The organism is Burkholderia alba (assembly GCF_034721475.1).
Classification (GTDB): domain Bacteria; phylum Pseudomonadota; class Gammaproteobacteria; order Burkholderiales; family Burkholderiaceae; genus Burkholderia; species Burkholderia alba.
The window spans coordinates 133,730-147,055 of the sequence record NZ_JAWJWL010000021.1 but is presented as its reverse complement, the minus strand read 5'-3'; the positions used below and the strand labels follow the sequence as shown (position 1 = coordinate 147,055).

Annotated in this window: 7 protein-coding genes and 1 pseudogene; 1 reads left to right on the top strand and 7 read right to left on the bottom strand. The window is 70.7% G+C overall.

The window, feature by feature from the left end; translation table 11 throughout:
- Nucleotides 1–226: 226 nt before the first annotated feature.
- Nucleotides 227–6,968 (bottom strand): annotated as a pseudogene (locus RZR99_RS23195) (autotransporter-associated beta strand repeat-containing protein).
- Between the two features lie 529 nt (nucleotides 6,969–7,497).
- Between RZR99_RS23195 and RZR99_RS23190 the strand changes: the two are divergent.
- Nucleotides 7,498–8,763, top strand: coding sequence for an MFS transporter (locus RZR99_RS23190; protein WP_323122114.1), 1,266 nt, complete (start codon nucleotides 7,498–7,500; stop codon nucleotides 8,761–8,763).
- 169 nt (nucleotides 8,764–8,932) lie between these two features.
- Here RZR99_RS23190 and RZR99_RS23185 read toward each other — a convergent pair whose 3' ends face one another.
- From RZR99_RS23185 to rrtA, 6 genes are all read right to left on the bottom strand, one after another.
- Complete coding sequence (locus tag RZR99_RS23185; protein WP_323122113.1) at nucleotides 8,933–10,201, bottom strand: RNA polymerase sigma factor; 1,269 nt, start codon at nucleotides 10,199–10,201, stop codon at nucleotides 8,933–8,935.
- Between the two features lie 123 nt (nucleotides 10,202–10,324).
- On the bottom strand, nucleotides 10,325–10,732 hold the full coding sequence (locus RZR99_RS23180) for a VOC family protein (RefSeq protein WP_323122112.1): 408 nt from the start codon (nucleotides 10,730–10,732) through the stop codon (nucleotides 10,325–10,327).
- 26 nt (nucleotides 10,733–10,758) lie between these two features.
- Nucleotides 10,759–11,286 carry an SRPBCC family protein gene (locus tag RZR99_RS23175; protein ID WP_323122111.1) on the bottom strand — a complete coding sequence of 176 codons (528 nt, stop codon included), beginning with the start codon at nucleotides 11,284–11,286 and terminating at the stop codon, nucleotides 10,759–10,761.
- 59 nt (nucleotides 11,287–11,345) lie between these two features.
- Entirely contained in the window at nucleotides 11,346–11,759 is a 414-nt protein-coding gene (locus RZR99_RS23170) for a YciI family protein (RefSeq protein ID WP_323122110.1), read from the bottom strand.
- A gap of 300 nt (nucleotides 11,760–12,059) precedes the next feature.
- Nucleotides 12,060–12,413 (bottom strand): YciI family protein, encoded by a 354-nt coding sequence (locus RZR99_RS23165; protein WP_323122109.1) that lies wholly within the window; start codon nucleotides 12,411–12,413, stop codon nucleotides 12,060–12,062.
- A 183-nt stretch (nucleotides 12,414–12,596) separates the two neighbouring features.
- A complete protein-coding gene (rrtA, locus tag RZR99_RS23160) occupies nucleotides 12,597–13,310 on the bottom strand; it encodes a rhombosortase (protein WP_323122108.1) in 714 nt (237 codons plus the stop codon).
- Nucleotides 13,311–13,326 lie beyond the last annotated feature (16 nt).

Below are 13,326 nucleotides of genomic sequence, written 5' to 3'. Positions count from 1 at the left end.
TGGCCTCCAACGCCCTTTTCCACTGGCCTCAGATTACCAACTGCACCCAAAGCTTCCACGGTTTCCCGCGATGAACCAAAAAAATGCCGGTCCGGGACAACGGCCATGACTCCGTCATTCCGGACCGGCAGGCACGAAGACATCGGGAAACGATGTGCCGCTGCGTCGTGCCGCTCAAAAGGCGCGGTTCATTCGCACCGCGCTCGCCTCATCCCGCGTCGTCCCGTCAGAATTTCCACAAGATGTTGCCGAGAATCGCGTTATCGCGCACGCCGCTGCCGTACTGGCCGCTCAGCGTGAGCCCGAGCGTCAGGCGCTTCGTGATGCTCGCGTCGACGCCCACTTCCACCACCGCGCTCTCGCGCGCGATCGGCACGCCCGCCACCTGGAACGACGTGCCGCCGTCCGCGAAGGTGAAGGTCGACGTCGGCCGCACGCTGCCGAACGCGTGACGCCAGCCGACCATTCCGCGCGCGGTGAAGGTGCCGCTCGCGAGCACGCCTAGCTGCGTCGCCGCGCGCAGGCCGAGGGTCGAGAAGCCGATGTTGCTGGTGTCGCCGTCGCTCTTCAGCGCGGCCGCGCCGCCGCTCTCGCTATAGCCGTCGGTATGCAGCCTCACGTAGGCCAGGCCGGCGAACGGTTCGAGCGCGACCCGGCCGAGCGGAATCGCATAGCCCACCTCGCCGAACACCTGCGCGGAATTCGCGTTGTAGCCCGCCGAGTTGTGGTCGGAGAAGCCCGTGAAGCTCGGATAGCGGTCGCTGTTCACGCGGTACCAGGTGTACGACGCGCCGCCGCGCACGCCCACGGCGCCGTATTGCGCGCCGCCGTACAACGACAGGTAGTAGCTGTCGACCGACGCGGACGAGCTTTCGCTGTTGTCGATCGAGCTGTGCGTGACGCCGCCCGCGAGACCCGCGCGCCACTTGTCGTTCAACGCCATGTCCGTACCCGCGATGAAGCCCGTCATGCTGCGGTTGACCGTCGATGCGTTGCCGTCGCTATCGAGCCGGCTGCGGCCGCCGAACGCCTGGCCCCACACCACCGGCTGGTAGGGCGTGCCGCCGTAGCAGCCTTCGCGCGAGCCGAGCTTGCGCTCGGGCGGCGCGTTCGGATCGGTCGCGCCGGCGGTGTGGTCGCCGCACAGCGCCGCGCCGCCCGACGACAGCGCCGCGAGCGGACCCGATCCCGGCGCGAGGCCCTGCCGGACCCGGTCGGTCACCGCGTCGCGGACATAGCGGCTGTCCGACAGCAGCATGCTCTTCATGCTCGCCTGCAATTCGCCGTCGAGCACCCCGTAGGCGGCGCGCGCGGTGGGCGCATCGGTGGTCAGCACCGCGTCGTAGACCGGGTTGCCCGAACCGAGCGCGCCGATCGCCGTGGCCACGGCCCGCTGGTTCGGCGTCGTCGCGACATCCGGGAGCGCCGTGCCGTTCGTGGTGAGCTGCAGGTACACGTGGTCCGGATCGTAGTGCAGCGTCGGCGTGAGGAACGCGAAGTTCGAATTCACCTGGCTGAACGCGCCCTGCACGCCCGACGTCGCGGTGAGGATCGTGTAGGTCGTGCTCGGCTGGTATTTGCCCTGGTTCGCGAGCACCTGCACGGTGCCGCCGTTCAACGTCGCCGCGCCCGTCGACGAAACGCTGCCGCTCTGCTGCTGCGGATTCGCCGCGACCTGCAGCGTCGAGCCCGGCTGGAACGTCACGTTGCCGGCCACGTTCAGCGCCGCGCCCGGCTGCGGCGCCGAAGCCGTCGCGCCGTTCGCCACCACCAGTCCGCCGATCGTGCCGGTGCCGGTGACGGTCGCGCCGCTTTGCACTGTGACGGTCGAATTGCCGAGCGAGCCGTTGACGGCGAGCGTGCCCGCGTTGACCGTCGTGGGGCCGCTCAGCGTGCTGGTGCCCGTGAGCGTCAGCTGCCCGGTGCCCGCCTGCATCAGCGAGCCGCTGCCGGAGATCGCGCCGCCGAACGACACGTTGTCCGCACGGTTGAAGACCAGCGCGCCGCTGTCCGCGACGTTGCCCGCAAGGCTGCCCGACGTGCCGCCGTTGCCGATCTGCAGCGTGCCCGCACCGATCGTCGTGCCGCCCGAGTAGTTGCTCGCGCCCGTGAGGGTCAGCGTGCCGGCGCCGCTCTTCGTCAGCGAACCGCCGCCCGTCAGCGTGCCGCCGTAGCTGCCGCCGCCCGCCACCGCCAGGCTGCCCGTGCCGGTGTCGATCGTGCCGTTCGCCGCGCCGTTCAGCGCCCCCAGCGACAGGTTCGTGCCGCCGAGCGCCAGGCTGCCGCCGTTCAGCGTCAGACCGCCACCGCCGAGCGCGCCGCTGTTGCCGAGCACGAGCGAGCCGCCGTTGACGACGGTGCCGCCCTGGTACGTATTGCTGTTGTTCAGCGTCAGCGCGCTCTGGCCGTTCTTCACGAGGCCGCCCGATCCCGACACGACGCCCGACAGCGTCAGGTTCTGAGTGCCGCCGATCGTCGCGTTCGCGTTCAGCGCGAGCGGGTTCGACAGCGTCACGGCGGTAGTCGTGTCGATCGTGCTCGGCGCATTGACCGTCACCGCGCCGGTGCCGAGCGCGCCGTTGCTGCCGAGCGCGAGCGTCCCGCCGCCGAGGGTCGTGCCGCCGCTGAAGGTGTTGTTGCCGGTGAGCGTCTGCGAGCCGGTGCCGTTCTTGACGAGGCCGCCCGTGCCGCTGATGGTGCCGCCGAACGACGTATTCGCCGACCCGCCGAGCGTCAGCGTGCTGCCGCCGAGGCCGACCGTGGTACCCGCGACGCCCGCGAGGCCGCCGATGGTCTGCGCGCCCGCGCCCGCGCCGAGCGCGAAGCCCGTGCCGCTCGTCGCGAGGTTGACGGTGGTCGCGCTCGACAGGCTGCCGCCCGTGCCGATGATGAGATTGCCGGCGTTGATCGTCGTGCTCCCGCCGTAGGTATTCGCGCCGGTCAGCGTTTCCGTGCCGCTGCCCTGCTTCGTGATGCCGCCCGTGCCGCTGATCGCGCCGCCGAAGGTCTGGTTCGTGCCGTCGCCGAACGTCAGGCCGTTGCCGCCCAGCGTCACGGAGGAACCCGCCGCGCCGCTCAACGCGCCGATCGTCTGGTTCGCGCCCGCGCCGCTCAGATCCAGCGTCGTACCCAGGCCCGTCAGACTGACCGCGCCCGTTGCCGCGAGGCTGCCGCCCGCGCCGATCGCCAGCGTGCCGCCCGCGACCGTCGTGCCGCCCGTATAAGTGCTCGCCCCCGTCAGCGTCTCGGTGCCCGCGCCCGTCTTCGTCACGCCGCCGGTGCCGCCGATCGTGCCGCCGAAGGTTCCGCTGCCGCCGCCGCTGCCCAGCGTCAGGCCGTTCGCCCCCAGCGTGAGCGTGCTGCCGGCCACGCCGCTCAATGCGCCGATCGTCTGATTCGCACCCGACCCGCTGAGGTCCAGCGTCGCACTCGCGCCGCTCAGATTCACCGCGCCGTTCGCGGCCAGGNCTGCCGCCGCCGCTGCCCAGCGTCAGGCCGTTCGCCCCCAGCGTGAGCGTGCTGCCGGCCACGCCGCTCAATGCGCCGATCGTCTGATTCGCACCCGACCCGCTGAGGTCCAGCGTCGCACTCGCGCCGCTCAGATTCACCGCGCCGTTCGCGGCCAGGCTGCCGCCCAGGCCCAGCGCCAACGTGCCGCCCGCGACCGTCGTCCCGCCCGTATAGGTGTTCGCGCCCGTCAGCGTCTCGGTGCCCGCCCCCGTCTTCGTGACGCCGCCCGTGCCGCCGATCACGCCGCCGAACGTCCCACTGCCGCCACCGCTGCCCAGCGTCAGGCCGTTCGCGCCCAGCGCCACGGTGCTGCCGAACACGCCGTTCAGCGCGCCGATCGTCTGGTTCGCACCCGCGCCGCTGAGGTCCAGCGCCGTGCCGAGGTTCGCCAGATTCACCGCGCCCGTTGCCGCGAGGCTGCCGCCCGCGCCGATCGCCAGCGTCCCGCCCGCGACCGTCGTCCCGCCCGTGTAGGTGCTCGCCCCCGTCAGCGTCTCGGTGCCCAGGCCGGCCTTCGTCACGCTGCCCGTGCCCGCGATCGTGCCGCCGAAGGTCTGGTTCGTGCTGTCGCCGAACGTCAGGCCGTTGCCGCCCAGCGCCACGCTACTGCCGGCCACGCCGCTCAGCGCCCCGATCGTCTGGTTCGCGCCCGCCGCGCTGATGTCCAGCGTCGCGCCCGCCCCCGTCAGGCCGACCGCGCCCGTCGCGGCCAGACTGCCGCCCAGGCCCAGCGCCAACGTGCCGCCCGCGACCGTCGTCCCGCCCGTATAGGTGTTCGCGCCCGTCAGCGTCTCGGTGCCCGTGCCCGTCTTCGTCACGCCGCCCGTGCCGCTGATCCCGCCGCCGAACGTCCCGCTCCCCCCGCCGTTGCCCAGCGTCAGGCCGTTCGCGCCCAGCGTGACGCTGCTGCCCGTGACGCCGCTCAGCGCGCCGATCGTCTGGTTCGCGCCGGAGCCGCTGAGATCCAGCGTCGCGCCCGCGCCCGTCAGGCCGACCGCGCCGGTCGCGGCCAGACTGCCGCCCGCGCCCAGCGCCAGCGTGCCGCCCGCGACCGTCGTCCCGCCCGTGTAGGTGTTCGCGCCCGTCAGCGTCTCGGTGCCCGCGCCCGTCTTCGTGAGGCCGCCCGTGCCCGCGATCGTGCCGCCGAAGGTTCCGCTGCCGCCGCCGTTGCCCAGCGTCAAACCGCTTGCGCCCAGCGCCACGCTGCTGCCGGCCACGCCGTTCAACGCACCGATCGTCTGGTTGCTGCCGGCGCTGATATCCAGCGTCGTGCCCGTGTTCGCCAGATTGACCGCGCCCGTCGCGGCCAGACTGCCGCCCGCGCCGATCGCCAGCGTGCCGCCCGCGATCGTCGTGCCGCCCGTGTAGGTGCTCGCACCCGTCAGCGTTTCGGTGCCACTGCCCTGCTTCGTGACACCGCCCGTACCGGTGATCGCGCCGCCGAAGGTCTGGTTCGTGCTGTCGCCGAATGTCAGGCCGTTGCCGCCCAGCGCCACGCTGCTGCCCGCCACACCGCTCAGCGCCCCGATCGTCTGGTTCGCGCCCGCCGCGCTGATGTCCAGCGTCGCGCCCGCCCCCGTCAGGCCGACCGCGCCCGTCGCGGCCAGACTGCCGCCCAGGCCCAGCGCCAACGTGCCGCCCGCGACCGTCGTCCCGCCCGTATAGGTGTTCGCGCCCGTCAGCGTCTCGGTGCCCGTGCCCGTCTTCGTCACGCCGCCCGTGCCGCTGATCCCGCCGCCGAACGTCCCGCTCCCCCCGCCGTTGCCCAGCGTCAAGCCGTTCGCGCCCAGCGCCACGCTGCTGCCCGCCACGCCGTTCAACGCGCCGATCGTCTGGTTCGCGCCGGAGGCGCTGATGTCCAGCGTCGCGCCCGCGCCGGCCAGATTCACCGCGCCCGTTCCGGCCAGGCTGCCGCCCGCGCCCAACGCCAGCGTGCCCGAGTTCACCGTCGTGCCGCCGGTATAGGTGTTCGCGGCGTTGAGCGTCGTCGTGCCCGCGCCGTTCTTGGCCAGACCGCCCGCGCCCGAGATCACGCCGTTCAGCCCGAGGTTGTTGCTGCCGCCGAGCGTGAGCGTCGCGCCGTTGTTGATGCCGATGTTGTTGCCGAGAGAAAGGCTCGCGGTACTGTCGAGCGTCGCGGAGCCGCCCACCGTCAGCGCACCCGTGCCCAGCGACGCGCTGTTGCCGACCACCAGGCTGCCGCTGTTCAGGTTGGTCCCGCCGGTATAGGTATTCGGGCCGGTCACGGTCAGCGTGCCCGTGCCGCTCTGGGTCAACGCGCCGCTGCCGCTGATCGCGCCCGACAGCGTGAGGCCCGCGGCGCCTCCGACGGCCAGTCCGCCCGCGCCGAGCGTCACGTTGTTGCCCAGGTTCAGGCCCGGCACGGCGCCCTGGATCGCGCCGCCGTTGCTCGTGATGGTGCCGGTGCCGAGCGATGCGTTGTTGTCGATGATCGCGGTGCCGCCGTTCAGCGTCGCATCCTGCACGCTCGATGCGCCGCTCACGGTCCAGGTGCCGCTGCCGACCTGCATATGCTGGAAGTTGATGTACTGGCTGTTCGAGATCGCCCCGGTCGCGGGGCCGCCCGCGTTCTGCTGGAGCACCAGCGTGTTGTCGCCGCCCTGGCCGCCGTCCACGGTGCCGGTGGCCGCGAAGCCGACCGTGATCGCCCCGATCCCCAGATTCAGCGACAGCCCCGTGCCCCCCGCCGCGTTCACCGACGACCCGGTGGCCGCCGTGAACGTGTTGTTGCTGTTCGCGCCCATCGACACGCTGCCGTTGATGGTGCCTGAATTGGTGAAGGTATTGCCCACGCCGGGCGTGCCCGACGCCTGGAACCCGACCCGGCCGTCGATCGTGCCGCTGTTGTTGAAATTGACCTGGGCGCCGCCGTACGCCGCCACGACGGGCGCATCCGCGCCGAGCAGCGTCGCGCCGATGAGCCCGTTCGAACTGATGGTGCCGGTGTTGGTGAGGTTCGAGACGCCGCCGGTGCCGTTCTGCACGCCGAGCGCCATGCCGGTGACGCCGCTCAGGCTGACGCCGGTCGAACCTTTCATCGTGCCGTTGTTGGTGACGGTGGTCGTGCTGGCGGTCGCATTGCCGATGAGCGTGCCGCTCGACAGTACGCCGAGCCCCGTGCCGAGCGCCGACGGATCGATCGTGCCGTTATTGGTCAGTGTGGTGCCGCTGCCGGACAGCGACAGCGCCGTGCCGCCGACGCCGAGCAGTACCCCGAGGCTGGCGCCGGAATTGACCGTGACGTTCAGGTTGTTGGAACTGTTCGAATAGCTCGGTGCAAGCGGATTCGCGATGCCGGAGCAGGAGACGTTGCTGCCTGCCGCGCTGCAGGTCGCATGCGCGGGAATGATGCCCGCGCCCACCAGCGCGCAAAACACGCCCACCGCAGGTACGAATTTCGGAATTTCGTGATCTTTTTCTCGGCGAATACGACCCATCTTTTCACCTCTTTATTTGATTTGTAAGGCAAATGGATGCAGCGCTTTAATTTGATACGGATACATTGAATATTGCGACGCATCATGCGCGACGGCGCAATGCCACGCCACGCACGGTTTCTTACGACTAGCCGCACCCCTGCCGGGTTTTCGCAGCATAAAAAAAAGTCAAATCTTCGGTTAACGCGATGAAACGGCGGTAAAGCGAGACGTCAAGAAGGCATTTCCAGAAACCCCTGAACAACAAGCCTGGATTGAATTAATTATTGCTTTATAAAGGGCTGACAAAAGGCTATATCAAAGTTCGTCAATTTGCAAAAAGAAACCGATTCCCGCTTCTTAAAATAATTACAATTATATAATTGATGCACCAATGAATAAGTTGTTTCCGACACAATGCGCCACGCTGGCGCTCGATGAGAAACAGTGCGGCGGATCGAACCCGCGCCGCGGCAATCGGGGCGCAAGAATCGGGGTGTCGAGGCCGGTCGGAGCGGTCAGGATGACGACTCGTTCCACGAGGCCTGCCATGTCATCCCACGCCAGTTCCGACGCATCGCCCCTTCGCCTGCCCGCCGCGTTCCGGCGGCTCGCGTGGTCGAATCTCGTTGCCCAGTCCGCCGAACAGATCAGTCTGGCAGCCGCGCCGCTCGTCGCCGTGTTCGCCCTGCGCGCATCCGCTACCGATACCGGCCTGCTGCAGACCGCCCAGACCCTGCCGTTCCTGCTGCTGTCGATTCCGCTCGGCGTATGGGCCGACCGGCGCGGCCGCCGCGCGCTGATGGCGGGCGCGGAAGGCCTGCGGGCACTCGCGATGCTCGGCGTGGTCGCGCTGCTGCAGCTGCACGCCCTGTCGCTGCCGGGGCTCGCGCTGCTCGGCGGACTCGCGGCGACGGGCACGGTCGCCTATAGCGTCGCCGCGCCCGCGCTGGTGGCGACGCTGGTGCCGCGCGATGCGCTGTCGACCGCGAACGGCCGGATCGAGCTGGCCAGGAGCGCGGCCTACTCGGCCGGCCCGGCGCTGGGCGGCCTGCTGGTCGGATGGGTCGGTGCGGGCTGCGCGTATGCGTGCGCGGCGGCGCTGTCCGCGCTTGCGGCGAGCCTGCTCGCGGGGCTGCGCGAGCCGCCCCGCCCCCCCGGCGCGCGGCGCCGCTTCCTGCTCGAACTGGGCGACGGCGCGCGCTTCGTGCTGCGCGACACGCTGCTGCGGCCGATGCTCGCCACCGCGGTGTTCTTCAATCTCGGTTTCTTCACGCTTCAGGCGATCTACGTGCCGTATGCGGCGCATCGGCTCGGCCTGTCGGCGACGGCGGTCGGAATCACGCTCGGGGCCTACGGCGCCGGGATGGTGTGCGGCGCGCTGGCGGCGCCGTCGATCGCGCGGCGGCTGCGCTTCGGCCGCGTGCTGACGATCGGGCCGTGCTGCGGGCTGCTCGCGTCGCTGGCGATGGCCTCGACCCTCGCGCTGCCGTCGTTCTGGCTCGCGGCCGCCAGCTTCTTCCTGTTCGGCGCGGGACCGATCCTCTGGACCGTCAGTTCGACCACGCTGCGCCAGGCGATCACGCCGGCCGGCATGATGGCGCGCGTGTCGGCCATCAACAGTACGTCGACCTACGGCGCGCGGCCGCTCGGCGCGCTGCTGGGCGCGTGCGTCAGCGCGCATTGGGGCATGAGCGCCTGTCTCGTCGCGGCCGCCGCGAGCTTCGCGGCGCAGGCGGCGATCATCGTGCTGTCGCCGGCGGTGCGGCTCGCGCGCATCCCGCATCCGGGCGCACCGCCGGCGGTGCGGCGCTAGGATCCGCTCGCGCCGATACAGGCTCGCGCCGTCTTCCGAGAAGCCCCGACGCAACGCATGCGGCGAGCGAATGCTCGGCGTATTCGCGCGGCGGGCGGCCCTTCCGGCCGCGGCCCGATGAGAACCGTGCCGACGCCCGGGGAGCGAGCGTCATTGGCATAGGGACGCGCTAGCCTTCACGCGCCCGTGCCAGCAGCAGATCCCGTTCGCGCGCGTTGCGGGTCAGGTCGGCGGCCCGGCGGAATTCGGCCTGCGCCTCCGCGCGCCGGCCCAGCTTCGCGAGCAGATCGCCGCGCACGCTCGGCAGCCAGTGATAGCGCGCGAGCGCCGGATCGGCATTCAGCGCGTCGACGATTTCGAGCGCCGCCGCCGGACCGAACGCCATGCCGACCGCGACCGCCCGGTTCAGCTCGACCACCGGCGACGGCACCACCTGCGCCAGCGCATCGTAGAGCGCGACGATCTGCACCCAGTCCGTCTCGTCAGCCGTGCGCGCCCGCGCGTGGCACGCCGCGAGCGCCGCCTGCAGCGCGTAGGGTCCGCGCGCGCCGCCCAGCGCCTCCGAGCGGTCGAGCGCCGCCAGCCCGCGCCTGATCAGCAGCGGATCCCAGCGCGTCCGGTCCTGATCAAGCAGCAGCACCGGCCGGCCTTGCGGATCGGTGCGCGCCTGCATTCGCGACGCCTGGATCTCCATCAGCGAGACCAGCCCGTGCACGTCGCTTTCGTCCGGCGCGAGGCCGGCCAGCACGCGGCCGAGCCGCAGCGCCTCGTCGCACAGCGCGGGCCGCATCCAGTCGTCGCCCGCCGTTGCCGCATAGCCTTCGTTGAAGATCAGGTAGATCACCTCCAGCACCGACGCGAGCCGCGTCGCGCGCTCCTGTGCCCGCGGCACCTCGAACGGCACTTTCGCGGCGGACAGCGTGCGCTTCGCGCGCACGATGCGCTGCGCGACGGTCGGCTCCGGCGTCAGGAACGCCCGCGCGATCTCGTCGGTTGTCAGCCCGCCGAGCAGGCGCAGCGTGAGCGCCACCCGCGCGTCGGTCGACAGCACGGGATGGCAGGCGGTAAACATCAGCCGCAGCAGATCGTCGCCGATGTCGTCGTCGCGCGCCGCATCGAGCGCGTCGACGAAATCGGGCACGACGTGGGATTCCAGCGCGTCGAGATCCAGCCCGTGCTGCGCCTGCTTGCGGGCGTGCAGCGCATCCTGGCGCAGCCGGTCGAGCGCGCGGCGCTTCGCGGTCGTCATCAGCCACGCTCCGGGGTTGTCGGGCACGCCCTCGCGCGGCCAGTGCTCGAGCGCGGACACCAGCGCATCCTGCGCCAGTTCCTCGGCCACGCCCACGTCGCGCACGAGCCGCGCGACGTGGGCGATGATCCTGGCGGATTCGATCCGCCATACGGCTTCGATGGCACGATGGGTTGCAGCTTCAGTCACGTCGGTTCCCGGCAGGCGCGGCGCGCGCGCGATTGCGAAGGCGATGGGGCCGCGCGGATACGCGGCCGCCATCGGCATCGTAGTCCCGCGGCGCGCGTGGCGCCATCCCGTTCGCGGCCGGCCTCACGGCGCACCCGGCGCGTCGGGATCGAGATGGAACAATGCCCATTGATGGCCGTCGGGATCCTCGAAACCATGCTCGTACATGTAGCCGTGATCGCGGACCGCGCCCGCCGCGCGGCCGCCCGCCTCGACCGCCTTCGCGACCAGCGCGTCCACTTCGGCGCGGCTCCCCGCCGACAGCGCGAGGATCGCTTCGCGGGCCGCGCGCGGATCGCCGGCCGGCCGCGTCGCGAAATCCTCGAAGAGATCCTTCACCAGCAGCATGACGAAGATGTGCGCTCCGATCACGAGGCAAGCGGCCTGCTCGCTGGTGAAACGCGGCTCGAACGCATAGCCGAGCCGGGTGAAGAATGCCTTCGAGCGATCGAGATCGGCCACCGGTAAATTGACGTAGATCTGCTTGTGCACGATGTGCTCCTCGTTGCCGCGCGGGCTCAGTGTGCTTGCGCGAGCGCTTTCAAATTGCCGAGACCGGCTTCGAAATCCCCGCCGACCATCTTGTCCATGCTGAAGAACACCTGCACCAGCCTCCCCAGGTACGGCGACTGCCCATGCATCGCCCACGTGACGACCGTCGCGTCGCCATCCGGCCGCAACGTGAATTCGGCCACGTTGTGCGCCTCGAACGGCTTCAGGAAATCGAGCTTCATCGTCACCTGCGACGGCTGATCGAAGCCGGTGATCTCCATGCGGCCGCTGCCGATCCGGTCGCTCGTCCACGCATAGCTCGCGCCGTTGCCGACCGTCACCGCGCCGTACTGTCCGCTGAGCGCCGGGTCCTTGCGCGCGAACGGATTCCACGTATTGAAGCGGCGCAGATCGACGATGTACGGAAAGATCTGCTCGGGCGTCGCCCGGATCCGCACGCTGCGTTCGACGCGGAACGAATCGGGCCGCGCGGCCGCGTAGAGCAGCAGCACCGCCACGGCCGCCGCGACGGCAATCGAAAGCGTCTTGATCATGATGAAGTCCTTGGCGCCGCGCCACCGTCGACGGCAAGCGCGGCCATGTCATCGGCGCGTCAGTGCCGATCGTCGTCGCGCGTGCTGCACGGTTCGGCGGCGTCATCGGGCCCGGCGTCATCGAAGGTGAACAGCTGGCGCACCTCGATCTCGCCGTCGGCGAGCGCGCCGAACGGCGACGGAAAGCGGCGCGTCCATTCGAGCGCCTCTTCGCGCGAACGCACCTGGATCAGCGTGTAGCCCGCGATCAGCTCCTTCGTCTCGGCGAACGGGCCGTCGATCACCGTGCGCTTGCCGCCCGCATAGCGGACCCGCCAGCCGGCCGACGACGGCCGCAGGCCCGTGGCGTCGAGCAGCACGCCGGCCTTCGCCAGTGCGTCATGGTAAGCCTCCATCGCGGCCATCAGGGCGTCGTCCGGCTTCGCGCCGGACTCGCTGAAGGCCGTCGCCTTGACCATGATCATGAATCGCATCGCCGTTCCTTGAGGGTTGAGGAAGCGCGCCGTTTTCCGGCTTCCTGTCCCTACGACGGGCGATGCCGCCCCGGTTCGACATCCGGCGGCACGATTCAGGGAAAACACCTAGCTTGTTTGGCGTGGATCGCGCGCTGGCGGATCAGCGCGGCCGGCGGTTCACGCCAGCGCGCAACGACGGCCGGCGCCGCGATCCGGTCCGGCGGCGCGCATCTTTTTTGAGGGGGGCAATCACAGGAACCCGTTCCCGGCGTGAACAGGCTCCGGCTGAATCGGCGGCCGCGCGGCGGGCGCCGAGCGTCAAAGAAAACAGGGGCCGATTTCGCGAACTTCGACGGTGCACCACTCGGCGGCCGGGCAGGCCTTGGCGATCGCGATCGCCTCACCCTCCGTCGCGACATCGAGCAGGAAAAAGCCGCCGATCATTTCCTTCGCTTCCGCGAACGGGCCGTCGATCAGGCGGGTCTCGCCGTTGCGCACCTGCACGCGCGTCGCCTTGTCGACCGCCACCAGCGATTCGACCGCGCGCAGCACGCCGCGCGACTGCAGGTCGCCCGCGTAGCGAACCATCCGCTCATACAGCGCCTGTCCTTCTTCGAGCGTTCGTTCGGCGCGCTGGCCCGGGGGTTCGACGATCAAGAGCAGATAGGACATGGACGTCTCCGTAGGAATGAGGCAACAGGCACGATGCCGGAACGGCGCCGGCACGCGGGCGCCGTCCGCCCCGCCATTTTGAGCCGGGAACCCGGCCGTGGTCCATCCCGGCCGGAAAACCCTGCCGGAACGAGGGATGACGCGACGGCGTCCGCGCCGTCATGCGCGACGCGAACGACAGCGTCAACCGGGATCGCGCGGAGTCGTCGGCAAGCCGGCGACGGACGGGCCGCCGCCGTGCGCGCCCGGCGATGCGGACAGCGCCGCGCATCGGACCGCGGCTTCGGCCGCGCGCCGGCTCGCCCCGGCCCGACGCCGCGCGCCGACCCACGCGAACGCGGCGCCGGCCGCGAGCCCCGCCACGTGGCCCTGCGCGATCACCGGCCCGCCGAGCCAGTCGGCCTCCGCGCGCGGCGTACCCGCGACGAGCTGCCAACCGACGCGCACGAACAGGGCGAGCAGCACCAGGCCCGCCAGGCGCTCGCGGCGCGCATGCGGCAGCAGCGCCATCACCGCGAGCCCGTAGATCACGCCCGACAGCCCCACGTACCGCGATACCTCCGGCGCGCCGATCCACAGCAACAGGCCGCACCCCGCGGCAAGCGCGCCGATCGTCACGAACGGGCGGCACCGTCCCGCCAACAGGCACGCGCACAGCGCGAGGCACGCGACGTTCACGATGCAGTGCGCCCAGCCCAGATGCACGAAATGCGCGGTCGCGATCCGCCAGATCTCGCCGCCCGCGATCGCGCGCCGGTCGTAGGCCAGCGCATCGCGCACCGGCGCGGGCAGGCATTGCAACGCGACGAGCAGCGCGGCGACGGCAAGCCAGCCCGCGTAGCGGCGCGCGAGCAGCGGAACGACACGGTAAGGCGGCGAGCCGGACAAGAACGGCACGGAAGAAGACCTCGAA